This window comes from Microbacterium sp. NPDC087868, from assembly GCF_044900755.1.
In the GTDB taxonomy this organism is placed as follows: Bacteria; Actinomycetota; Actinomycetes; order Actinomycetales; family Microbacteriaceae; genus Microbacterium; species Microbacterium galbinum.
On record NZ_JBJDNO010000001.1, the window covers coordinates 23,044 to 44,842 of the forward strand.

Genomic DNA, 21,799 nt, shown 5'->3' on the forward strand with positions numbered 1-21,799 from the left:
GGCGGGCCGGCGGACGGGTCAGGACTCGATAGGTCAGGACTCGATAGGTCAGGACTCGACGGTGACGTGCGTGATGGTGTCGTCATCGCCGAGATGGGCGGCGGGCCAGTAGCCCTCGGGGAAGTGCGTGCCGCAGGTGTCGGTCAGGTGGAGCACGATCGTGCCGTCGGCCGACGCCTCGATCGCTTCGAGCGCCAGGTCGGATGCCGCTTCGTCGAGGTCGAACGGTTCGGGGTCGCCCTGACTGAAGGCCGTGACCACCGCATCGGATGCGCGGCGCTGAATCGAGTCGATGTCGGCGACGACGGCGCGGAGGCGGGGGAGTCGTGCGCGGGATTCCTCCGCCGACGTCCCCTCGAGCATGAGCTCGATCGAGGAGTCGTCCCGGACGAGCGATCCGCCGTACCAGTCGTGCGTGAGCACCGTGCCGTCGGTGAGTTCGGTCGTCGCGCGGGTGAAGGTGCCGAGCTCGGCGTCGTCGATGATCGGATGCTCGTCGCTCATGGCTCCACGCTATCGGTCGACGCAGGTACGTCGGGGTTCATTTCGAGAGGTCGAGTGTCACGAGTGGACGCCCGGTCTTCAGCTCGCCGCGCGGGCGGAACCCCTCGGCGAGGAACGTCGTGAGCATGCCGTGGAACAGTTCGTTCGCGTGCTGCTTCGTGCCGCCGGTGTCGACGGGGTACCCCTCGATCACGCGGGCCCCCGCCTCGCGGGCATAGTCGACGGCCGCGCGCAGCAGGGCGCCGTTGAGGCCCTGTCCCCGGTGCTCGCGTCGCACGACGAAGCAGGTCACGGCCCAGACCGAGTCATCGTCGAACGGCTCTTCGGTGGCGGCGGCGATCGCGCGGGTGTGCTCCAGGCGGCGCTGCACGGTTCGCGGGCCGATGCGGATCCATCCGGCGGCCTCGCCGTCGACGTAGGCGATCAGTCCCGGAGGCGGCCCCGCGTCGATCTCCTCGCGGAGCATCGTCGTGCGCTCGGGCGTCGTCGTCTCGTTCCAATCCTTGTTGCGCAGCATCGGCCAGATGCACTGACAGCTGGCGCCGTCACCGCCTCCGGTCAGCGCGCGCTGCACGTCGTCCCACCGGGCGCTGGTGGCCAACTCGGTCGTGATCGTGGTCATGGGCGGCACGCTACGCCGGGCATCCGACACTCGCAACGCCAGTGGTTCGCGGAGGCCTCGGCGTCAGGCTAAGATAGATGAGTTGCCTGCGCGAGAGTGCAGAACAACGGGCTGTGGCGCAGCTTGGTAGCGCACTTGACTGGGGGTCAAGGGGTCGCAGGTTCAAATCCTGTCAGCCCGACCAAAGAAAGCCCCGGAGAACCGCAGAGATCTGCAGTCCTCCGGGGCTTTCTCCTCGATCTGCTTTCGACGGTCGAGGCGCGCTAGTGTCGGCCTGGGGATCTCGAAACTCAGTTCAACCTTCTCTTTGTCCTGTACATCACGCTCTGGGTGCTCGGCACCGTCGTCGGGCTCCTGCTGCTCTATCTCGTCATCCGCCAGGGCGTGTTCCACGGTCTTCGTGCACACACACGATGGATCGACGGCGGCAAGGACTTCAAGAAGGTCCGCTGAGCTCGCAGGGCGTTCGAACTCACACTCACTCAGGATCCCCATTCCTCCCGCTTCTAGACTGGGCAGCACGGCGCCCGTGCCGAGGAGGACCGGATGGACCACGAATCACTTTCCGACGCCAAGCCCTGGCTGAATGCCTACGCCGACGGCGTTCCGCACGAGATCGACGAGGTCACCCAGACCCTCCCCGAGATGCTCCGGCAGAGCGCCAAGAAGCACGCCAAGCGCACGGCGCTCGAGTTCTTCGGCGCACGGACCAGCTACGCCGATCTCGACGAGCGGGTCAGGCGCGCGGCCGCCGGTCTCCGGAGCCTCGGCGTGCGAAAGGGAGACCGGGTCGCTCTCGTCCTCCCGAACTGCCCTCAGCACGTCGTCGCCTTCTACGCGGCGCTGCGACTCGGCGCGATCGTCGTCGAGCACAACCCGCTCTACACGCCGCGCGAGCTGCGCCATCAGTTCGAGGATCACGGTGCGACGTTCGCCATCGTGTGGAACAAGGTCGCCGACATCGTTGCGGCGTTCCCGTCCGACGTGCGCCCGGCGCACATCCTCACCGTCGATCTGACGCGGGCGATGCCGGCCGCGCAGCGCCTGGCGCTGCGTCTGCCGGTCCGACGAGCGCGCGACGCGCGCGCGGCTCTGACCGCCAAAGCACCGCGCGGTCGCGGCATCCGCGAGTGGGAGAGCGTCGAGCGCTCCCGGCCACTGCCGCGGCGCGCACCCGGCCCCGAACTCGACGACATCGCCCTGCTGCAGTACACCAGCGGAACCACCGGCGAGCCCAAGGGAGCGATGCTCACCCATCGCAACCTCCGCGCGAACGCGATGCAGGGTCGTGCCTGGCTGCCCGGCCTCCGCGAGGGCGAGGAGACGGTCTACGGAGTGCTGCCGCTGTTCCACGCCTACGGGATGACGCTCTGCCTGACGTTCGCGATGGGCATCGGAGCCAAGCTCGTGCTGTTCCCCACGTTCGACGTCGGCCTCGTCTCGACGGCGGTTCGTAAGTCGCCGCCCACGTTCCTGCCCGCGGTGCCGCCGATCTACGACCGTCTGACGCGCGCGGCATCCCGCGACGGCCTCGATCTCTCGACCGTGCGATTCGCCATCTCGGGGGCGATGAGCCTGCCCGTGTCGACGGTCGCACGCTGGGAGGAGGTCACCGGCGGCCTTCTCGTGGAGGGCTACGGGATGACCGAGACCTCGCCCGTCGCCCTCGGCAACCCCGTCGGCCCGTCGCGGCGTCCCGGAACCGTCGGCGTCCCGTTCCCGAGCACGACCATCCGCGTGGTCGATCCCGACGATCCGCAGACCGATGTGGCAGCCGGCGATCCGGGCGAGTTGCTCATCCACGGGCCGCAGGTGTTCTCGGGCTATTGGGGACGCCCGGAGGAGACGGCCGAGACCCTTTTGCCGGGAGGCTGGGTGCGCACCGGAGACATCGTCACCGTGTCGGAGGACGGCTTCGTGACGGTGGTCGATCGCCGTAAAGAGCTCATCATCACCGGAGGCTTCAACGTCTCGCCCAGCGAGGTGGAGGAGGCGCTGCGGTCGCACCCGGACGTGGAGGATGCCGCGGTCGTGGCTCTCCCGCGCGGCGATGGTGCCGAGATGGTGGCGGCCGCGGTCGTGCTGCACGCCTCGGCGGTGATCGAGATGGAGGCGCTCCGCGACTACTGCCGCACCCGCCTCGCGGCCTACAAGGTTCCGCGACGGATCGTGCCGATGGACGATCTGCCCCGGTCGCTGATCGGGAAGGTTCTCCGGAAGGACGTCCGTCAGCGGATGCTCCAGGAGGAGATCTAGCGCGACGGGGGATGAGCCCTCTCGAGTCGTCTGCCCCACGCAGGTCTTCTCGAGAGGGCTTCACCGTCCTCCCGGACGGTGGGGAGGCGGCGATGAAAACTCGCTGCTCTCTCTTGGGGCTGATTCCCCAGTCCTCAGCCCCTGTAGCCCCCGCTACGCATATCAGAATATCCCGAAATTGTCTTGTCCGCCATTTGGGGGACAAACTTTTTTGAAAGTCGTGATTTTCCGGGGTCCCTATCGCCTCGAGCGGATGCTTCCTAAGGTGGAGTCATGGACAGATCGATCGTGTTTCCGGGGCAGATCGCCATCGCGCAGGGCCACCGCGTCGAGGTGACCGAGCAGCTCGATCCGCTCAGTGGCGAGACGCTCGCGATCGCCGTTCGCGATCTCGAGACGAACATCCGCTACCGGCTCGTCGAAGAGGCTGCCGGCGTCGATGAGGTGCGTTGGCTGGGCAGGGTGCTGGATTGCACGATCGGCGTGTCGTCGACCGGCTCACGCACGGAGCTGCGTCTGGATGTCCGCGGACCGGGTCCGGTCGGCGCGAAGGTCGCGCTGCGTGAGGCGGATGCCGCAGCCGACGCCGCCAAAGCCGAAGCCGACCGCTGGGGCGGATCCGATCGCCCGCCGCCCGTCGAGGAGTCCGAGCGCTTCTGGTGAGTGGGCGACCCTCCGGCACACGGGTACTCATCGGAAGTCCCGCGAGCGGTGGGAGAGGCCGGTGCGCAGATCGTCGAAGGCATCCGCGAGCACATTGATGACCCCTTCCTCGGATCGTTCGAGGATTCCCCGGATGATCAGTGCGGGGGAGTCCCGAGCGACCCGGCGGTAGCGGTTCCAGACGCCCGCCGAGCAGATGATGTTGACGAGTCCCGTCTCGTCTTCGAGATTCACGAAGGTCACGCCCGCCGCAGTCGCCGGTCGCTGGCGGTGGGTGACGAGGCCGGCGACCTCGACACGGCGGCCCGTCTCGTGGGTGCGCAGATCGGCGGAGGTGAGCACGCCGCGCTCGCCCAACGCCGCGCGGAAGTGCAGCATCGGGTGGTCGTCGGTCGAGACCCCGGTGGCCCACAGATCGGCGGAGAGGCGTTCGTAGCTGCTCTGATCGGCGAACAGGGGAGGCTGCACCGACACGCTCGTCCCCGGCAGGAAGCGGGAGCGGTCATCGGCCGCCGCCCCCGCGAGCCAGATGGCCTCACGGCGTTCCAGACCGAGGCAGGCGAACGCCCCGGCGGTCGCGAGCGCCTCGAGCTGCGCGGCCGTGGCATCCGTGCGCCGCACGAGATCGTTCAGATCGCGATACGGGCCGTGCGCCTCGCGCTCCGCGACGATCCGCTCGGCCATCGGCACCCCGATCCCACGCACCCCGCTGAGCCCCATCCGCACGGCGTAGCCGCCATCGCGACGGTGGGCCTCGGATTCGTCCGGGGCATCGCGGTCGAAGCGCAGCGTCGGTGGCTGGGGCATGACGCGGCAGGAGTCGCGGCCCGTCGGCATCCGGCCCTCTGCTCCGGTGAGCGGTTCGAGCGTCTCGGTGGCCCCGGAGACCTGCAGATCGGGGCGCCGCACCTCCACGCCGTGCCGACGGGCATCCGCCGTCAGCGTCGCCGCGGAGTAGAACCCCATGGGCTGCGAACGCAGGAGGCCGGCGAGGAAGGCAGCGGGATAGTGCAGCTTCAGCCAAGAGCTGGCGTAGACCAGGAGGGCGAACGACAGGGAGTGCGACTCCGCGAAGCCGAAGTTCGCGAACGCCTGGATCTGCGCGTAGATGCGATCGGATGCCGCCTCATCGAGTCCGCGTCGTGCCATGCCCGCATAGAGCTTCTCGCGCACCTTCTCGATCTTCTCCAGGCCGCGCTTGGATCCCATCGCCCGACGGAGCAGGTCGGCCTCGTCGGCCGTGCAGTCGCCGACCGCGGTCGCCATCTGGATCAGCTGTTCCTGGAAGATCGGGATGCCCAAGGTGCGCTTCAGGATCGGCTCGAGATCCGCGTGCGGATAGGGGATCGGGAAGTCGACGGGCGCCTCACCTCGGGCCGCGCGTTCCCTGTTCTCCTCGTCGACCCTGTCCTTCGCCATCTTGCGCTGCACGAACGGGTGCACCGCCCCGCCCTGGATGGGGCCCGGACGGATGAGGGCGATCTGGATCGCGAGGTCGTAGAAGCTCCGTGGTTGCAAGCGGGGCAGCAACCCGATCTGCGCCCGGGACTCCACCTGGAAGACACCGATCGAGTCGGCGCGGCAGAGCATGTCGTAGACGCCGGGCTCCTCCTTGGGCAGGGTTTCGAGCGTCCAGAGCTCGCCCGTCGCCTCGTGGATCAGGTCGAAGCAGTGCTGCAGGGCCGCCAGCATCCCGAGACCCAGCAGGTCGAACTTCACCAGGCCCATGAACGCCGCGTCGTCCTTGTCCCATTGGATGACGGTCCTGTTCTCCATGCGTGCGTGCTCGACCGGAACGACCTCGCCGACCGGACGTGCCGTGAGCACCATCCCGCCCGAATGGATGCCGAGGTGGCGCGGCGCCTTCATCAGCTCACCGGCGTAGGCGAGAACGTTCTCGGGGATGTCGTGCCCTTCTGCGGGCTCCAGCCCGGCACCCCAGCCGTCGACCTGCCGCGACCACGAGTCCTGCTGTCCGGGGGAGTGCCCGAGCGCCCTGGCCATGTCGCGCACGGCGTTCTTCGGCCGGTACTGGATCACGTTCGCCACCTGTGCGGCGCGCTCCCGGCCGTACTCGGCGTACACCCACTGGATGATCTCCTCCCGGCGTCGTGAGTCGAAGTCGACGTCGATGTCGGGCTCCTCCTGACGGGTCGTCGCGAGGAACCTCTCGAAGGGCAGCCCGTACAGGATGGGGTCGACGGCGGTGATCCCCAACAGGTAGCAGACCGCGCTCGCCGCGGCCGACCCGCGCCCCTGGCAGAGGATGCCTCGGCGACGGGCCTCGGCGACGATGCCGTGAACGATGAGGAAGTAGCCGGGAAAATCCTTCTCCTCGATCACGTTCAGTTCGCGTTCGATCCGACTCCGCCCGGCGTCGTCGATACGGGGGTACTTCGAGGGCACGGCGTCCCAGACGAGTCGGCGCAGCCAGCTCATCGGGGTGTGCCCCTCGGGGACCCTCTGCCGGGGAAGGGCGGGGCGGGCGAGACGCAGGGGGAAGGCGGATGCCGCGGCCAGCTCGAGACCCGAGGAGATGGCTCCGGGGTACCGCCGGAAGCGCGCCGTCATCTCGGCGCCGCTGCGCAGATGCGCGCCCCCGTGCGCGGGGAGCCATCCATCGAGCTCATCCATGCTGCGCACCGCCCGGACCGCGGCGACGGCCTCGGCGAGCGGCGCCTGCTGGGGGACGGCGTAGTGCACATTGTTCGTCGCGACGACGGGGAGGTGCATCCGTCCCGCCAACTCCGCGAGCACGTCGTTGCGACGGGTGTCGAGCGGATCTCCGTGGTCGAAGAGCTCGACGGCGACGTGCTCTGGGCCGAAGAGGTCGACGAGGTGCTGCAACGGCTCCCGGGCGTCACCGCGTTCGAGCCCCTGACGCACCGCACCTTTGCGGCATCCGGTCAGGATGGTCCAGTGGCCTCCGGCGCTCGCCGCGAGCTCGTCGAGATCGTAGACGGGGCGCCCCTTCTCCCCGCCCCGCAGCTGCGCGGCGGTGATGACTCCGGAGAGCCGGTGGTAGCCCTCCATCCCGCGGGCGAGGACGAGCAGGTGCTCGCCGGCCGGATCGGGCATGCCGCGCTGCGGGGCCGGGAGATCGAGCGACAGTTCTGCTCCGAAGACGGTCTGCAGCCGAACGTCCATGAGCTCGGCGACCTCGGCGAAGCGCGCGGCACCGTAGAAGCCGTCGTGGTCGGTGAGCGCGAGGGCGCTGAGTCCGAGGCGCTCGGCCTCGATCAGGAGCGCCTCGGGGGAGGACGCGCCGTCGAGGAACGAGTACGAGGAGTGGGCGTGCAACTCTGCGTAGGGCACGGCGTCATCGGGGCGCGGCACGGACGACGGCGGGATACTCTTGCGTCGCCTGCTCACCGGGCCAGGGTCGGCCCGCGCCCCGGAGGGCTCGGCGCTCGCGGGCGGTGGCTCGCCGCTCAGAGTGCGAGCCAGCTCGCCCCACTTCAGCGGCGGGTTGTGGAAGCCCATCAGCGGTACCGCCCCTCGGCCCACCAGCGCCCACCGGCGCAGAACACCAGCCAGGCGCGATCCCGGTCATCGATGACCTGGAAGCGATGCCCCTTCTTACCTCCGCCCGAGGCCCAGCGACGCTCGTGAACGGGCCAGGGTCCTGCCCACGCGTGCACGGCGGTGCCGTCGATGAACGCGGGGTCGGAGGAGAGTGCGCCGCGTTCATCGATGCGGATCGCGGCACCGTCGGCTCCGGTGACCCCGAGGGGACGGGGCGGGCGGAAGACCTCGGCGGGAAACGGATCGGGCAGGCTCCCGGGCCAGGGGGATGCGGGGTCGCGCGGAGCGACCGCGCGCTCACCCCAGGGAGTGAGCACCTGGCGGTCGGCGAGCCACCGTCCGCCGGCGAGCGCGGCGGTGACCACGCCCTCGTGCCCCAGCATGGTCTGCACGCGAGACACGGCGTGGTGCAGGCGTTCGTCCGTGCCGGAGCCGAAGAGCCCCGGCTGGTGGTGAGCGGCGTCATCGACCGCGACCGGCACGATCCGCACCGCCGAGATCCCGCCGAACGCCCGTGCCTCGTCGACGGGATCCTTCGCGGTCTGCGCCGCCAGCGCCTCCAGCTGCCAGCGCACCCGGTCGACCAGGTCGGAGGCGTCGAAGCACGAGGGGTGCAGCCACGGTCGGGAGAACACCTGCCCGTTGTCGTCGGTCAGGTCGATGCGCACCTCGGTGCAGACGACGGATGCCTCGCCCAGCGCGAGCATCACCGCATCGGCCGTCTGCCGCACGGCGAAGGCCACCTGATCCGCGCCACCCAATGGGGTCTCGAACTCCACGCTCCGCATCAGTTCGGGGTCGGGAGGGCGGGGCACGAGGCGCTGCGAGTCCGCGCCCGCGGCCAGCGCCCGGAGACGGGCGCCGCGCTCGCCGAAGCGATCGCGCACGTCGACGGGGCTGAGGGCAGCGAACTCTCCGAGGGTGCGGACCCCGAGGCGGAGGAGGAGGCCGGTGATCTGCTCGTCGCGCAGCACCTGCACGGGGAACGGCGCGAGGAACTCCCGAGCCTCACCCGGCGGCACGACGGTGCAGCGCTGCGGCCCGCGGGCGGCGGTCTCGGCGGTGAAGGGGCCGTCGCCGACGCCGATGCGCACCTCGGGGAACCCGGCCTCGGTGAGCTGCGTCACGAGCCAGGCCGCGGCAGCCTCCTCTCCGCCGTGATAGCGGGAGATCCCGCGAGCGCGGAGCACCGCGAGTCCTGGTCGCAGCAGTGTGACGCCGGGGGCGTGCTCCTCGATGAGCTGCAGTACGGGGAGGAAAGCACGCTCGTCGCGGTCGGGGTCGTGGGGGAGCACGCGCAGGGAGGAGAGGCGCCCCTGCGCCTCGCGACGGCGCTGCCCGACCCGCACTCCGTGCTCGCGGGCGGAAGCGGTGCAGGCGACGACGATGTTCGCCTGCATCAGGGCCGTCGGCGGGTGCGGGAGCGCGTCGCCCAGTGCGGCGCGCAGCGGCCAGTCGGGGAACCACAGCACCAGGACGCGGAGAGGGGCGCTCATCCGGCCTCCGCCCAACGGAGGAGCTCGGGCGCCGGCGCAGGGCTCTGCGTGCGCGCAGGCAGAGAGGGGAGCGCGGCGAGCTCGGTCGTCACGGACTCGAGCGCACCGTCACGCCCGGGCAGTCGCACGCGAACGCTGGAAGCGAGCGGACGTCGGCGGGTCTGCGCGGTCACGGTCACCGTGCGGTCGGACAGCAGCCCCCAGCCCGCGCCGAGGCCGTTCCACTGCGGGTCGTGCACGCGGATGGACCCCTCGCTCTGCGGCCAGACGCCGGTGACGAGCAACGTGGAGCCACGATCGCGCAGCCGGGCGCTCAGGCGGGAGACGTCGGCGTCGCGCAATCGTGTTCCGGGGTGCACGGCGATCAGCGGCACGACTTCGGCGAGGGCGGAGGTCGCGGCGAACCAGCGATCGCCGGGATCGGGCACCAGGATCAGCCGGTCGAGATCGATTCCGAAGCCCGCGGCCGCCTCGACGCCGAGCGTCGGCATACCGACGACGGCGCACCAGTGCCCCTTCTGCGATGCCGCGCTCAACAGAGCGAGGACGAGGCTCGGTGAGGGGGAGAGCGTGTACGCGGTGCCTGCGAGGAGGCCTTCGTCGGGGAGGATGGAGGAGAGAGCGGGGTCGAGCGGGAGCACCGCCTGGTCGCTGCGGCGACGCTGCATCCGACTGATCTCGCGGCGCAGACGAAGCACCTCTCCCGCACGCGCATCGCTGTTCGGAGAGAGCGCGGTCACCGCATCGAGCCCGATCCCCATGGTTTCCATCCTCGAACAAATATTCGAATTAATCAAGTGATGGAGTCGATACTAATTCGTACATCGGACATTGCGCGAACGGGCGTCCGGACGGCAGGCCGAGGTTATCCACAGCGCCCCGCGGGACGGAACCGGAATCTCCTAGCCTTCCGGGATGGATACGCGCTTCGCCCTCGTCGGGCTCGTCCACCTCATGCTGCTCGGCATCGGCGGGTGGCTGCTCGTCATCGACGCGCGCACCCACCGCCTGCCCGATCGCATCGTGCTCCCGACCCTCGCGGGACTCCTGCTGCTCGCACTCGTCGATGCACTCGCGACCGGCGACCGGGCGCCGTCGATCCGCGCGCTCCTGGGCATGATCGTGCTCGGCGGCTTCTACGCACTGCTGCGTCTGCTGAGTCGCTCGGGCATGGGAGGCGGCGACGTGAAGCTCGCGGCCGTGATCGGCCTGGTGCTGGCCTGGCACGGATGGACGGCCCTCGCGGTGGGCGCGGCATCCGCTTTCGTGCTCGGCGCGCTGTACTCCCTGGGGCTCATGGCGCTCCGGCGGGCCGATCGCACCACGCGCATCGCCTTCGGTCCCTGGATGATCGTGGGTGCGGTGCTCGGTGTCCTCGCCGTCTGACCCGGACCCGCCGGTTCTCCGCCCGAAGGTCGGAGCGCGGCGATAGGGTGAGGGCATGGCACTCGCACGACTTCACGGCGGCCCGCTGGACGGGCAGATCATTCCCCTCGGCGACGCGGACGACAAGCTGATCGTCCCCTACAGCGAGACGCAGGTGGTGTACAACCGTCGCGGCGAGCCGCAGAACACCGGCTCCGACGACGGCCCCACCGAGATCGACTACTGGTACGACGAGTCCCTCGAGGACCTCACGTCCAACGATGACTGAGCCGTCTCGCACCGTCGAGGTCGAGCGCAAGTTCGACGTCGACGATGCGACGCCGCTCCCTCGCTGGGACGCGATCCCCGGAGTCGACACCGTCACGGACGGTGAGTCCCGCGACCTCGACGCCCAGTACTTCGATACGGCCGACGGGACGCTGTCGCGCTCCGGAGTGGCGCTGCGTCGACGCACCGGCGGTCCCGATGCGGGCTGGCACGTCAAGGGTCCGCGCGAGGGCGACGGCCGGCTCGAGCTGGGATGGCCGCTCGGAGACGGCGAGGGCATCCCGGATGCCGTCGCCGCCACGGTCGCCCGTTGGGCCACCGACCCGTTGACGCCCCTGGCGCGCATCCGCAATGACCGGACCGCGTATCTCCTCACCGGACCCGACGGCGTGATCGCCGAGTTCGTCGACGACAGGGTCCGCGCCACCGACCTCCGTCAGGGGGTCGAGCGCGCGTGGCGCGAGTGGGAGATGGAGCTGGGGCCGGCCGCGCCCGCGGACGCCGACGGGCGCGAGGCTTTCTTCTCCGCGGTCGAGGCCGCGGTGCGCACGGCCGGCGGGCGCGACGCCTCTTCCGGATCGAAGCTCGCCCGCGCACTCGGCTTCTGAGCCTTCGCAGAGGTCGCGACACGGCACAACCCCCTTCCCCCGGGAACAGGCCGCGTGCTTGAGTGACACCATGAGCCGTCCCGCCGTCCTGCGCTCGCTGCAGACGATCGTTCCCGACACCGTCATCGCGCAGGACGCGGTGAGAGACGTCTTCGCGCAGCAGCCCGGTCTCGGGCGGCTCGCGCAGCGGATCGTCACGGCATCCTTCGACGGCTCGGGCATCGACACCCGACACACCGTGATCGAGGAGTTCTCGCCGCTGCACGAGACGGACGAGCCCGTGTTCTTCGCCCCGGCGACGCGCCAGTTGCTCGCGCCGGGCACCCGGGCGCGCAACGACATCTACGTGCGCGAGTCGACGAGGCTGTTCGTGGAGGTCGCGCAGCGGTCGATCGAGGAGGATCCCGACCTTCAGGCATCCGATGTGACGCACGTGATCACCGTCTCGTGCACGGGCTTCCATGCCCCGGGACCCGAGTACGAGATCGTGCGCGCCCTCGGACTGGCCGACAGCGTGCAGCGCTTCCATTTCGGTTTCATGGGCTGCTACGCCGCCATGCCGGCCCTGCGCGCGGCGAGCCAGTTCTGCACGGCGGATCCGGATGCCGTCGTCCTCGTCGTGAGTGTCGAGCTCTGCACCCTGCATCTGCGGTCTTCCGACGACCCCGACACGATCGTCGCGACCTCGCTGTTCGCCGACGGAGGGGCGGCCGGTATCGTCACGGCCCGCCAGCTGCCGTCGAAGGTGCCGGCGCTGAGTCTCGACCGTTTCCACACCGCCATCGCGCCGGAGGGCGAGAAGGACATGGCCTGGACGATCGGTGACGAGGGCTTCGAGATGATCCTCTCGACCGCTGTGCCGCAGATCATCGGCGAGACCATTCTCGGAGCGCTGCGCCCGCTGTACGTCGGGGAGCACGACATGTCGATCGCGTTCGAGGAGGGCGCGATCGGCGAGCGGGTCGCGCACTGGGCGATCCATCCCGGGGGACGCAGCATCCTCGACCGGATCCAGGAGCGTCTCCATCTGAGCGACGCACAGCTGCATCCGGCGCGCGCCGTGCTGCGCGAGAACGGCAACATGTCGAGCGCCACCATCCTGTTCGTACTCAAGCGCATCCTCGAGGAGGAGGGCGCGCAGCGCGGAGATCGTGTCGCGGCGATGGCCTTCGGCCCGGGGCTCACCGCGGAGAGCGCGCTGATGACGGTCGAGACGCCGCGCGGTCATGGCGCCTGACCTCCGGGAGCGGGCGGTCGGCCTGCGAGAACTCATGGACGACCCCGAAGCCGATCTGCGGATGCTCGAGCGCACGTATCGGCGCTTCGCGGTCGTCAACGCGTTGGTGTCGCGACCGGGGCTGCTCTATCGGCGGCACGTACGACCGCGCGCACGACGAGGCGAGGTGCGGATCCTCGACATCGGGGCGGGCGGGGGAGACCTCTGCCGGTATCTGGCGGGACGCCTGCGACGAGACGGGCTGTCGGCTCGGATCACGGCGCTCGACCCGGACGAGCGGGCGATCGACTGGGCACGCGCCCATGACGGCACGGCCGGGGTCGACTACCGGTGCGCAGACAGCGCGACGCTGGCGGATGCCGGAGAGCGGTTCGATATCGTCGTCTCGAATCATCTACTCCACCACCTCGACTCCGCCGAACTCACGGCTCTCCTCCGCGACAGCGAGAAGCTGGTGGAGCCGGGTGGCGTCGTCGCACATCAGGACATCGCGCGGGGACGCGCCGCCTATGCGCTCTACGCCGCGGGCACGGCGCTGTTCGCGAAGAACCTCCTCGCGGACTCGTTCATCCGGATCGACGGCCTGCGCAGCATCCGCCGCTCCTACACCGCGGCTGAGCTCGACGCGGTGACCACCGAGGGGTGGCGCGTGCGATCGGCGCTGCCGGCTCGGCTCGAACTGCGGTGGGAGCATCCGCTCGGCTGAGCATGCACGGCCGCCATACGCACGAAGGCCCGGTCGCGCGAGCGCGGACCGGGCCTTCGTGACGGCGCCTTCGAGAGGCGCGGGTGATCAGAAGTTGATCATGTGTCCTGCGAGGCCGTGGAAGCCCTCCTGCAGTGCCTCCGACAGCGTCGGGTGCGTGTGCACATTGCGCGCCAGCTCGAGCGCGGTGAGGTCCCACTTCTGGGCCAGCGTCAGCTCGGGCAGCAGCTCCGAGACATCGGGGCCGATCATGTGGGCGCCGATGAGTTCGAGGTGCTCGGCGTCGGCGATGAGCTTGACGAAGCCGACCGGCTCACCGAGGCCGTGCGCCTTGCCGTTGGCCATGAACGGGAAGCTGACGACCTTGATGTCGCGCCCCTCGTCCTTCGCCTGCTGCTCGGTGAGGCCGAACGACGCCACCTGCGGCGAGCAGAACGTCGCGCGCGGCATCATGCGGTAGTCGCCGAGGGTCATGGTCTCGGCGTTGCCGATGGTCTCGGCGGCGACGACACCCTGCGCCTCGGCCACGTGGGCGAGCTGCAACTTGGCGGTCACGTCGCCGATGGCGTAGATGCCCTCGACGTTGGTGCGCATGTGGTCGTCGATCGCGATCGCGCCGCGCTCGGTGAGCTCGACACCGGTCTTCTCGAGGCCGAAGCCTTCGACGCGCGGGGCGAAGCCGATCGACATGAGCACCTTCGAGGCCTCGATCGAGCCGGACTGGCCGTCCTTGCCGGTGTAGGTGACCGTGACGGACGAACCGTTGTCGACGACCGTCTCGACCTTGGTCGAGGTGAGGATGTCGACGCCGTAGTTCTTGTACTGCTTGGCGATCTCCTTCGAGACGTCGGCGTCCTCGTTGGGGAGGGCACGGTCGAGGAACTCGATGATCGTGACCTTCACGCCGTAGTTCGTCATGACGTAGGCGAACTCCATGCCGATCGCGCCGGCACCGACGATGACGATCGATTCGGGGAGCTCGCGGCTCATGATCTGCTCTTCGTAGGTGACCACGTTCTCGCTGAGCGTGACGCCGGGGAGCAGGCGCACCGTCGAACCGGTCGCGATGATGACGTTGTCGAAGGTGACCTCTTCGGTCGTGCCGTCGGACTTGGCGACCGAGATGGCCTTCGGGCCGGTGAACGTGCCGCGGCCGTCGTACTCGGTGACCTTGTTCTTCTTCATCAGGAAGTGGATGCCCTTGACGCGGCCGTCGGCCACGACACGGCTGCGTTCGAACGCCTTGCCGTAGTCGAGCGAGAACTCGCCCGAGATGCCGAAGAAATCGGCCTTGTGCTTCAGGGTGTGGGCGATCTCCGCGTTCTTCAGGAGGGCCTTGGAGGGGATGCAGCCGACGTTGAGGCAGACACCACCCCAGTACTTCTCCTCGATGATGGCGGTGGACAGGCCGAGCTGCGCGCTGCGAACCGCAGCGACGTATCCACCAGGACCTGCACCGAGGATGACGACGTCGTAATGAGGCATGCGTTAAGCCTATCGCGCCGCGGAGTCGTCGGAACCGGCCGGTGAGGCGCTGCGGCGACGCCGGGCGAGGATGACGGCGAGCGTGATCCCCGCGGCGATCACCAGGATGCCGAGGACGACGAGGATCCAGATCCAGGCCGGTGAGGATGCGGCGTCCGCGGGGTCCTCGGCCGTGAGGGTCGGCGTCGCGGTGGGCGTTGCGGTCGCGGTCGGGGACGCGAAGGGTGCGGAAGCCGACTCCGTCGCGGTCGGCGTCGGATCGGCGGTCGGCATGGTGCTGTTGGTGACCGTGAAGGTGAACTCCTTCGACGTTGGATGCCCGTCGCTGGAGACCACCCGCCACTGCACGCGGTACAGGCCGGAGTCGGCCTCGGCGAGCAACGGCTGGGTTACGGTCGCTCCTTCGACCATGGGGTCTCCGTTCGAGACCAGATTCTCGTTCGCGTCGAGAACCCGCACTTCAGTTCCGTTCCCGCCGCTGATCAAATCAGCGCTGAACGTCAGGACGATCTCCGGAGGGAGCACATCAACCGTCGAGTCCGCCGCCGGAGACGAGGAGATCAGGTCGTCGTGGGCCGAAGCCGACAGGGGCGCGAAGAGCACGAGGAAGGCGGCGAGAAGGGCCGCGGCGAGAGCGAAGGGCGCGGTCGAGCGCCGGAGGATGGTGGTCTGCACCCCACCACCCTAGGAATATCCGGTGTGCGATGCCTGAATGTGGGAATCGACTGTGGATGCGGCTCCCGCGGGGGCCTCGGCATCCGATAGTCTGGACGATCAGGAGGGCAAAGTGACAGACAGCGAGAGCCGACCGGCCGCAGAAGCGGCGATTCACCGATCCGGCGAGCAGAAGCACGACGTGACGCAGACGTTCGGGCACGATTCCGACCTGTCGTTCGTTCCCTTCGGCGTGGAACTGACCGAGGTCGAGCAGTCGGCGATCGCCGCGCTTCCCTCCGGATCCGCGTTGTTGCTGGTGCGCTCCGGCGCGCTGGCGGGTGCACGCTACCTCCTCGACACCGACGTGACCACGATCGGGCGTCACCCCGAGGCCGACATCTTCTTCGACGACGTGACGGTCTCACGTCGGCACGCCGAGGTCACTCGGAACGGCGCGGCGTTCGAGATCATCGATCAGCGGTCGCTGAACGGCACGTACGTCAACGGCGAGCGGTTCGACCGCAGCCCCCTGGTCGACGGAGCAGAGGTGCGCGTCGGCAAGTTCCGGCTGAACTTCTTCGCCTCCCCGGTCGACCGCGCAGCGGCCAACGCCTGATGGCGGCTTCCCCGGCCCGCGAACGATCTGCGTCCGCGGGTCTTCTGAGCATCGGTCAGGTCCTCGCACGTCTGACGCCCGATTTCCCCGATCTCACCTCCAGCAAGCTGCGGTTCCTCGAGGTGCAGGGCATCGTCACCCCCTCGCGCACGGAGTCGGGCTACCGCAAGTTCTCGCAGGCCGACATCGAGCGCCTGCGTCTCGGTCTCACGCTCCAGCGCGATCACTACCTTCCGCTGAGCGTGATCCGCGAGCAGCTGGACGAGGCGAGCACGGAGTCCGCTGCCCTTACGCCTCCGCCGTCGATCACCCCGACGCCGCGCCGCTACCGCCGTACCGAGCTGCTCTCCGCGGCGGGTGCGGGCCCTCAGCTGCTGAACGACGCGATCAGCACCGGTGTCATCACCGCGCAGGAGACATACCCCGAAGCCACGGTCGCTCTGCTGCGCGGATTGGTCGCCCTCGACCGTCACGGCATCGAGCCGCGGCACTTGCGCGCACTGCGTCAGGGGGCGGACCGCGAGGTCGCTCTCATCGAGTCCGCGCTCTCCGCGCTGCTGCGGCGGACCGACGCCGCATCGCGCGCCAAGGCGAGCGAATTGGCGCCGGAACTGGCGTCGAAGATCGACGAGGTCCGCGGGCTCTTCGTCAAGGAAGCGCTCACGCGCGTCCTTTCGTAACGAACTGATTGCGACACACCTTCGCGGTGTCGCGGATGTCGTTGCCGCCCCGGGGGTGCTGCTCTAGCGTGGAGGTAACCGTTCCAGGGAGGATTTGAAATGAATGCGGATGAGCTCACAGGCGACCCGCGGTTCGTGCCCGAACTCCTCTTCACCGACGGTCTCCCGGCGATGGACGACGAGGTCGGATACCGCGGAGCGGTCGCCGCTCGTGCCGCCGGCATCACCTACCGCCAGCTCGACTACTGGGCGCGCACGGAACTGGTCGTTCCGACCGTCCGCGGCGCCAGCGGGTCGGGTTCGCAGCGTCTCTACGGTTTCCGCGACATCCTCGTCCTCAAGCTCGTGAAGAGCCTTCTCGACACCGGTATCTCGCTGCAGCAGATCCGCACCGCGGTCGAAGAGCTGCGTCGCGCCGGCATCCGCGATCTCGCCGGCACCACGCTCATGAGCGACGGTGCCTCGGTGTACCTCTGCACCTCGAACGACGAGGTCATCGACCTCGTCAGCCGCGGCCAGGGCGTGTTCGGTATCGCCGTGGGTAAGGTGCTCCGCGAGGTCGAGTCCACCCTGGTGGAGTTCGACCCCACGGCTCCGGACCCCGTCGACGAGCTGGCCAGCCGCCGCTCGAAGCGCTCCGCCTGACCCACCGTCCGACCGGACACAAGAACGGCCACCCTCGTCGAGGATGGCCGTTTCTCATGTCTGCGAGGCGTTACGCCTGCTGTCCGGTCTCGGGGACCGGGATGCGCCCCGTTCGGATGATGCGATCGAGGAGCTGGTCGAAGTCGGCGGCGAGTTCCTGCGCCGAGTCGCCCGGCCAGATGTGCAGCGGCTTGGCGGCGCCCTGCGCCTGCTGGAGCGACGTGCGCTCGGGGAGCTGGGGGGAGAGGACGAGCGGTCCGAACATGTCGCGCAGTTCCTTGATGCGGAACTGGTGCTCGATCGACTGCGGGCGCACGCGGTTCACGACGATGCCCAACGGCTGCAGACGGGGGGAGAGTCCGCGGCGGATCTCCTCGATCGCGCGCAGGGCGCGGTCGGCCGCGGCCACCGAGAACAGGCCGGGCTCGGTGACGACCATCACGCGGTCGCTCGCGGCCCAGGCCGTACGCGTGAGGGCGTTGAGCGACGGCGCGCAGTCGATGAGAACGAGGTCGTAGTCGGCCTCGACGGCCGCGAGGGCCTCTTCGAGCTTCCACACGTCGCGCACGCTGGGGTGCGGGCCGTCGAAGTTGATCGCCGACGGGCTGCCGATGAGCACGTCGATCGTGCCGGGGTGCACCTTCGCCCAGCCGCTGGAGGTGATCGCCTGGCGGACGACCTTCTCCTTCGGGTTCGCCAGGACGTCGGCGATGTTGAGTCGTCCTGCCACCTGGATGTCCATGCCGGTGGACACATCGGACTGCGGGTCGAGGTCGACGACGAGAGTACGGACGCCCCGGGCGAAGGCCGCTGAGGCCAGGCCGAGGGTCACGGTCGTCTTGCCGACGCCTCCCTTGAGAGAGCTGACGCTGAGTACGTGCACGGACTCCACGTTACCTTGCCCTAGTCTGGGGGGACACTCAGCCCCGCCCCATGTGCGCGCATCCACGCGCACATCGAGCTCCCAGAGGTGTGCATGTTCCAGAAGATCCTTGTGGCCAACCGCGGCGAGATCGCGATCCGTGCCTTCCGCGCGGCCTACGAAGTCGGAGCCAGGACCGTCGCGGTCTTCCCGCATGAGGATCGGGGCTCCGTGCACCGCCTCAAGGCGGACGAGGCCTACGAGATCGGCGAGCGCGGGCATCCGGTGCGCGCGTACCTGAACGTCGACGAGATCATCCGCGTCGCGCTCGAGTCCGGCGCCGACGCGATCTACCCCGGCTACGGCTTCCTGTCCGAGAACCCGGAGCTGGCCGAGAAGGCCGCCGCCAACGGCATCGTGTTCATCGGTCCGCCCGCCGCCGTGCTCGAGATGGCCGGCAACAAGGTCGAAGCCAAGCGCCACGCCGTCGAGGCCGGTGTGCCCGTGCTGCGCTCGACCGAGGCATCCGCCGACGTCGAGGCGCTGGTGTCGCAGGCCGCCGACATCGGTTTCCCCCTCTTCGCGAAGGCCGTGGCCGGCGGTGGAGGGCGCGGAATGCGTCGCGTCGAGAGCGCCGCCGAGCTCGCCCCCGCACTCGCCGAGGCGATGCGCGAAGCGGACAGCGCCTTCGGCGACCCGCGGATGTTCCTCGAGCAGGCCGTGGTGCGTCCCCGTCACATCGAGGTGCAGATCCTCGCCGACAAGACCGGTGAGACGGTGCACCTCTTCGAGCGCGACTGCTCGGTGCAGCGCCGTCATCAGAAGGTCGTCGAGATCGCCCCGGCGCCGAACCTCGACGACGGCATCCGCACCGCCCTGCACGGATACGCCGTCGCCTTCGCGCGGTCGATCGGGTACGAGAACGCCGGCACGGTCGAGTTCCTGCTCGAGACCGCCGGGGAGCGGGCGGGTGAGGTCGTCTTCATCGAGATGAACCCGCGGATCCAGGTCGAGCACACGGTCACCGAAGAGGTCACCGATGTCGACCTCGTCCAGAGCCAGATGCGCATCGCCTCCGGTCAGACGCTGGCGGAGCTCGGCCTGCAGCAGCAGAACCTGCAGCTGCGGGGTGCGGCCCTCCAGTGCCGGATCACGACCGAGGATCCCACGCAGGGCTTCCGCCCGGACACGGGGAAGATCACGACGTACCGATCGCCCGGCGGCGCCGGCATCCGTCTCGACGGTGGAACGGTGCACCAGGGAGCGCAGATCAGCCCCCACTTCGATTCGATGCTGTCGAAGCTGACCTGCCGCGGGCGCGACTTCCCCGCGGCGGTCGCCCGTGCGCGTCGTGCGCTGGCGGAGTTCCGCATCCGCGGCGTCTCGACGAACATCCCGTTCCTGCAGGCGCTGCTCGACGACGACGCCTTCGTCGCCGGTGACCTCAGCACCTCGTTCATCGACGAGCGTCCCGAACTGCTGCGCGGACGGGTGTCGAAGGACCGCGGCACCAAGATCCTCAACTGGCTGGTCGACGTCACCGTCAACAAGCCGAACGGTGCGCACCCGGGGGCCGTCGATCCCCGCACGAAGCTGCCGGCGATCGACCTCGCCGCCGAGCCGGTGCCCGGCTCGCGTCAGCGCCTCCTCGAACTCGGACCGGAAGGGTTCGCGGCCGAACTGCGCGCGCAGAGCGCGCTGGCGATCACCGAGACCACCTTCCGCGATGCGCATCAGTCGCTGCTCGCCACGCGAGTGCGCACGAAGGACCTCGTCGCGGCCGCTCCCTACGTCGCTCGACTGACACCGGGCCTGCTCTCGGTCGAGGCATGGGGCGGGGCGACCTATGACGTCGCGCTCCGGTTCCTGGGCGAGGACCCCTGGGCGCGCCTCGACAAGCTGCGCGCGGAACTCCCGAACGTGGCGATCCAGATGCTTCTCCGCGGGCGGAACACGGTCGGCTACACGCCGTACCCGACGGCCGTCACCGATGCCTTCGTGGCCGAGGCCGCCGCGAGCGGTGTCGACATCTTCCGCATCTTCGACGCCCTCAACGATGTCGAGCAGATGCGTCCGGCGATCGCGGCGGTCCGGCGCACCGGGACGGCGGTCGCGGAGGTCGCGCTCTGCTACACCGGCGACCTGTTGAATCCGGCCGAGGACCTCTACACGCTCGACTACTACCTCGGCCTCGCCGAGAAGATCGTCGATGCCGGGGCGCACATCATCGCCATCAAGGACATGGCGGGCCTGCTGCGTCCGGCGGCCGCCGCGAAACTCGTCTCCGCGCTACGCGAGCGCTTCGACCTCCCGGTGCACCTGCACACGCACGACACCCCGGGCGGGCAACTCGCCACGCTCCTGGCCGCCAGCGCGGCCGGTGTGGACGCGGTGGATGCCGCATCCGCGCCGCTGTCGGGCACGACGAGCCAGCCCTCGCTGTCGGCGCTGGTCGCCGCGCTCGCACACACCGACCGCGACAGCGGCATCGATCTCGCGGGCGTCTCGGATCTCGAGCCGTACTGGGAAGCCGTACGGCATCAGTACGCGCCGTTCGAGTCGGGTCTCCCGGGGCCCACGGGGCGCGTGTACCACCACGAGATCCCGGGCGGCCAGCTCTCGAATCTGCGTCAGCAGGCCAAAGCGCTCGGCCTCGCCGACGACTTCGAGCTGATCGAGGACATGTACGCCGCCGCCGACCGGATCCTCGGTCGCGTGCCGAAGGTCACGCCCTCGTCGAAGGTGGTCGGCGATCTCGCCCTGCACCTCGCCGCGGTGAAGGCCGACCCGGCCGATTTCGAGGCGAACCCCGAGAAGTACGACGTGCCGGACTCGGTCGTCGGCTTCATGGCCGGAGAGCTCGGCGACCTGCCGGGCGGATGGCCGGAGCCGTTCCGATCGAAGGTGCTCGCGGGACGCACGGTCCGCGTCGGGTTGACCGACCTCACGGCCGACGACGAGTCGGCCCTCGCGGGCGACAGCGCGACGCGGCGGGCGCGACTGAACACCCTGCTCTTCCCGGCGCCGATGCAGGAGTTCAGCCAGATGCGCGAGCTCTTCGGCGATCTGTCGGTGCTCGACACCAGCGACTACCTGTACGGCCTCGTGGCGGGGCAGGAGCATCTGGTCGAGATCGACCGTGGCGTGCAACTGTACGTCGGGCTCGAGGCGATCGGCGACGCCGATGACCGCGGCATCCGCACCGTGATGACGACTCTCAACGGCCAGCTCCGACCGGTCTTCGTGCGGGATCGCGCGATCTCCGTCGACGCCCACGATGTCGAGAAGGCCGACACCTCCGTTCCCGGTCAGGTCGCCGCTCCGTTCTCGGGAGTCGTCACCCTGAAGGCCGAGATCGGGGCCACGGTCCGAGCCGGTGAGCCCGTCGCGTCGATCGAGGCGATGAAGATGGAGGCCGCGATCACGGCACCCGTCGACGGCGTCGTCGAGCGCCACGCGATCTCGTCGACGCAGCAGGTCGACGCCGGCGATCTTTTGGTCGTCATCCGTCCCGCGCACTAACCTTGTCCGGGCGGGGGCAGCGCACGATGTGGCGCGCCCTCGCCTGCGCATGCTTGGAGCGA

The 21,799-nt window shown here is 69.4% G+C and carries 20 protein-coding genes and 1 tRNA gene; 12 read left to right on the forward strand and 9 right to left on the reverse strand.

Annotation, left to right across the window (positions count from 1 at the left end; all coding sequences use genetic code 11):
* Window positions 1-48: 48 nt before the first annotated feature.
* On the reverse strand, window positions 49-504 hold the full coding sequence (locus tag ACI2JZ_RS00120) for a hypothetical protein (protein WP_404596157.1): 456 nt from the start codon (window positions 502-504) through the stop codon (window positions 49-51).
* Between the two features lie 37 nt (window positions 505-541).
* Window positions 542-1,126: a GNAT family N-acetyltransferase gene (locus tag ACI2JZ_RS00125; RefSeq protein WP_404596159.1), complete on the reverse strand. Its 585-nt coding sequence runs from the start codon at window positions 1,124-1,126 to the stop codon at window positions 542-544.
* 107 nt (window positions 1,127-1,233) lie between these two features.
* Here ACI2JZ_RS00125 and ACI2JZ_RS00130 point away from each other — a divergent pair.
* Window positions 1,234-1,310, forward strand: a tRNA-Pro gene (locus tag ACI2JZ_RS00130).
* Here the strand turns inward: ACI2JZ_RS00130 and ACI2JZ_RS00135 are convergent.
* A complete protein-coding gene (locus ACI2JZ_RS00135; RefSeq protein ID WP_404596160.1) occupies window positions 1,289-1,621 on the reverse strand; it encodes a hypothetical protein in 333 nt (110 codons plus the stop codon). The genes ACI2JZ_RS00130 and ACI2JZ_RS00135 overlap by 22 nt on opposite strands.
* A 51-nt stretch (window positions 1,622-1,672) precedes the next feature.
* Here ACI2JZ_RS00135 and ACI2JZ_RS00140 point away from each other — a divergent pair, with 51 nt between their 5' ends.
* Window positions 1,673-3,382, forward strand: a complete 1,710-nt coding sequence (locus tag ACI2JZ_RS00140; RefSeq protein WP_404596162.1) for a long-chain-fatty-acid--CoA ligase — start codon at window positions 1,673-1,675, stop codon at window positions 3,380-3,382.
* A 273-nt stretch (window positions 3,383-3,655) separates the two neighbouring features.
* Window positions 3,656-4,045, forward strand: a complete 390-nt coding sequence (locus ACI2JZ_RS00145; protein WP_404596163.1) for a hypothetical protein — start codon at window positions 3,656-3,658, stop codon at window positions 4,043-4,045.
* 27 nt (window positions 4,046-4,072) lie between these two features.
* On the opposite strand, the gene ACI2JZ_RS00150 is transcribed toward ACI2JZ_RS00145, so the two are convergent.
* From ACI2JZ_RS00150 to ACI2JZ_RS00160, 3 genes are read right to left on the reverse strand one after another with little or no spacing between them, the layout of a single operon-like run.
* Window positions 4,073-7,528 (reverse strand): error-prone DNA polymerase, encoded by a 3,456-nt coding sequence (locus ACI2JZ_RS00150; RefSeq protein ID WP_404596164.1) that lies wholly within the window; start codon window positions 7,526-7,528, stop codon window positions 4,073-4,075.
* Window positions 7,528-9,066 (reverse strand): DNA polymerase Y family protein, encoded by a 1,539-nt coding sequence (locus ACI2JZ_RS00155; RefSeq protein ID WP_404596165.1) that lies wholly within the window; start codon window positions 9,064-9,066, stop codon window positions 7,528-7,530. Before ACI2JZ_RS00155 ends, ACI2JZ_RS00150 begins: the two co-directional genes overlap by 1 nt.
* Window positions 9,063-9,827, reverse strand: coding sequence for a hypothetical protein (locus ACI2JZ_RS00160; RefSeq protein WP_247622056.1), 765 nt, complete (start codon window positions 9,825-9,827; stop codon window positions 9,063-9,065). Before ACI2JZ_RS00160 ends, ACI2JZ_RS00155 begins: the two co-directional genes overlap by 4 nt.
* A 154-nt stretch (window positions 9,828-9,981) precedes the next feature.
* Between ACI2JZ_RS00160 and ACI2JZ_RS00165 the strand changes: the two genes are divergently transcribed.
* The 5 genes from ACI2JZ_RS00165 (at window position 9,982) to ACI2JZ_RS00185 (ending at window position 13,270) form a co-directional block, all read left to right on the forward strand.
* Entirely contained in the window at window positions 9,982-10,452 is a 471-nt protein-coding gene (locus tag ACI2JZ_RS00165) for a prepilin peptidase (RefSeq protein ID WP_404596166.1), read from the forward strand.
* 55 nt (window positions 10,453-10,507) lie between these two features.
* Entirely contained in the window at window positions 10,508-10,720 is a 213-nt protein-coding gene (locus ACI2JZ_RS00170; protein ID WP_247622058.1) for a response regulator, read from the forward strand.
* Window positions 10,713-11,327 (forward strand): CYTH domain-containing protein, encoded by a 615-nt coding sequence (locus ACI2JZ_RS00175; protein ID WP_404596167.1) that lies wholly within the window; start codon window positions 10,713-10,715, stop codon window positions 11,325-11,327. The genes ACI2JZ_RS00170 and ACI2JZ_RS00175 overlap by 8 nt, the downstream gene beginning before the upstream one ends.
* A gap of 70 nt (window positions 11,328-11,397) precedes the next feature.
* Window positions 11,398-12,564: a type III polyketide synthase gene (locus ACI2JZ_RS00180; protein ID WP_404596168.1), complete on the forward strand. Its 1,167-nt coding sequence runs from the start codon at window positions 11,398-11,400 to the stop codon at window positions 12,562-12,564.
* Entirely contained in the window at window positions 12,554-13,270 is a 717-nt protein-coding gene (locus tag ACI2JZ_RS00185; RefSeq protein ID WP_404596169.1) for a methyltransferase domain-containing protein, read from the forward strand. The genes ACI2JZ_RS00180 and ACI2JZ_RS00185 overlap by 11 nt, the downstream gene beginning before the upstream one ends.
* 87 nt (window positions 13,271-13,357) lie before the next feature.
* On the opposite strand, the gene lpdA is transcribed toward ACI2JZ_RS00185, so the two are convergent.
* Window positions 13,358-14,755 carry a dihydrolipoyl dehydrogenase gene (lpdA, locus tag ACI2JZ_RS00190; protein WP_404596170.1) on the reverse strand — a complete coding sequence of 466 codons (1,398 nt, stop codon included), beginning with the start codon at window positions 14,753-14,755 and terminating at the stop codon, window positions 13,358-13,360.
* Between the two features lie 9 nt (window positions 14,756-14,764).
* Window positions 14,765-15,430: a copper resistance protein CopC gene (locus ACI2JZ_RS00195; RefSeq protein WP_404596171.1), complete on the reverse strand. Its 666-nt coding sequence runs from the start codon at window positions 15,428-15,430 to the stop codon at window positions 14,765-14,767.
* Window positions 15,431-15,542: 112 nt separating this feature from the next.
* On the opposite strand from ACI2JZ_RS00195, the gene ACI2JZ_RS00200 reads away from it, so the two are divergent.
* The 3 genes from ACI2JZ_RS00200 (at window position 15,543) to ACI2JZ_RS00210 (ending at window position 17,353) form a co-directional block, all read left to right on the forward strand.
* Complete coding sequence (locus ACI2JZ_RS00200; RefSeq protein ID WP_247622064.1) at window positions 15,543-16,028, forward strand: FHA domain-containing protein; 486 nt, start codon at window positions 15,543-15,545, stop codon at window positions 16,026-16,028.
* Window positions 16,028-16,708, forward strand: coding sequence for a MerR family transcriptional regulator (locus ACI2JZ_RS00205; RefSeq protein WP_247622065.1), 681 nt, complete (start codon window positions 16,028-16,030; stop codon window positions 16,706-16,708). Before ACI2JZ_RS00200 ends, ACI2JZ_RS00205 begins: the two co-directional genes overlap by 1 nt.
* A gap of 99 nt (window positions 16,709-16,807) precedes the next feature.
* A complete protein-coding gene (locus ACI2JZ_RS00210) occupies window positions 16,808-17,353 on the forward strand; it encodes a MerR family transcriptional regulator (protein WP_247622066.1) in 546 nt (181 codons plus the stop codon).
* A 70-nt stretch (window positions 17,354-17,423) separates the two neighbouring features.
* Here ACI2JZ_RS00210 and ACI2JZ_RS00215 read toward each other — a convergent pair whose 3' ends face one another.
* Window positions 17,424-18,236, reverse strand: coding sequence for a ParA family protein (locus ACI2JZ_RS00215; RefSeq protein ID WP_247622067.1), 813 nt, complete (start codon window positions 18,234-18,236; stop codon window positions 17,424-17,426).
* 93 nt (window positions 18,237-18,329) lie between these two features.
* Between ACI2JZ_RS00215 and ACI2JZ_RS00220 the strand changes: the two genes are divergently transcribed.
* Window positions 18,330-21,737: a pyruvate carboxylase gene (locus ACI2JZ_RS00220; RefSeq protein ID WP_404596172.1), complete on the forward strand. Its 3,408-nt coding sequence runs from the start codon at window positions 18,330-18,332 to the stop codon at window positions 21,735-21,737.
* Window positions 21,738-21,799: the final 62 nt, after the last annotated feature.

Coding starts and splice junctions, on each gene's coding strand:
- ACI2JZ_RS00140 (WP_404596162.1), top strand. CDS start 1,673: ATGGACCACGAATCACTTTCCGACGCCAAGCCCTGGCTGAATGCCTAC.
- ACI2JZ_RS00155 (WP_404596165.1), bottom strand. CDS start 9,066: ATGAGCGCCCCTCTCCGCGTCCTGGTGCTGTGGTTCCCCGACTGGCCG.
- ACI2JZ_RS00220 (WP_404596172.1), top strand. CDS start 18,330: ATGTTCCAGAAGATCCTTGTGGCCAACCGCGGCGAGATCGCGATCCGT.
- ACI2JZ_RS00120 (WP_404596157.1), bottom strand. CDS start 504: ATGAGCGACGAGCATCCGATCATCGACGACGCCGAGCTCGGCACCTTC.
- ACI2JZ_RS00125 (WP_404596159.1), bottom strand. CDS start 1,126: ATGACCACGATCACGACCGAGTTGGCCACCAGCGCCCGGTGGGACGAC.
- lpdA (WP_404596170.1), bottom strand. CDS start 14,755: ATGCCTCATTACGACGTCGTCATCCTCGGTGCAGGTCCTGGTGGATAC.
- ACI2JZ_RS00150 (WP_404596164.1), bottom strand. CDS start 7,528: ATGGGCTTCCACAACCCGCCGCTGAAGTGGGGCGAGCTGGCTCGCACT.
- ACI2JZ_RS00180 (WP_404596168.1), top strand. CDS start 11,398: ATGAGCCGTCCCGCCGTCCTGCGCTCGCTGCAGACGATCGTTCCCGAC.
- ACI2JZ_RS00175 (WP_404596167.1), top strand. CDS start 10,713: ATGACTGAGCCGTCTCGCACCGTCGAGGTCGAGCGCAAGTTCGACGTC.
- ACI2JZ_RS00205 (WP_247622065.1), top strand. CDS start 16,028: ATGGCGGCTTCCCCGGCCCGCGAACGATCTGCGTCCGCGGGTCTTCTG.
- ACI2JZ_RS00160 (WP_247622056.1), bottom strand. CDS start 9,827: ATGGGGATCGGGCTCGATGCGGTGACCGCGCTCTCTCCGAACAGCGAT.
- ACI2JZ_RS00145 (WP_404596163.1), top strand. CDS start 3,656: ATGGACAGATCGATCGTGTTTCCGGGGCAGATCGCCATCGCGCAGGGC.
- ACI2JZ_RS00135 (WP_404596160.1), bottom strand. CDS start 1,621: ATGGGGATCCTGAGTGAGTGTGAGTTCGAACGCCCTGCGAGCTCAGCG.
- ACI2JZ_RS00170 (WP_247622058.1), top strand. CDS start 10,508: ATGGCACTCGCACGACTTCACGGCGGCCCGCTGGACGGGCAGATCATT.
- ACI2JZ_RS00210 (WP_247622066.1), top strand. CDS start 16,808: ATGAATGCGGATGAGCTCACAGGCGACCCGCGGTTCGTGCCCGAACTC.
- ACI2JZ_RS00165 (WP_404596166.1), top strand. CDS start 9,982: ATGGATACGCGCTTCGCCCTCGTCGGGCTCGTCCACCTCATGCTGCTC.
- ACI2JZ_RS00185 (WP_404596169.1), top strand. CDS start 12,554: ATGGCGCCTGACCTCCGGGAGCGGGCGGTCGGCCTGCGAGAACTCATG.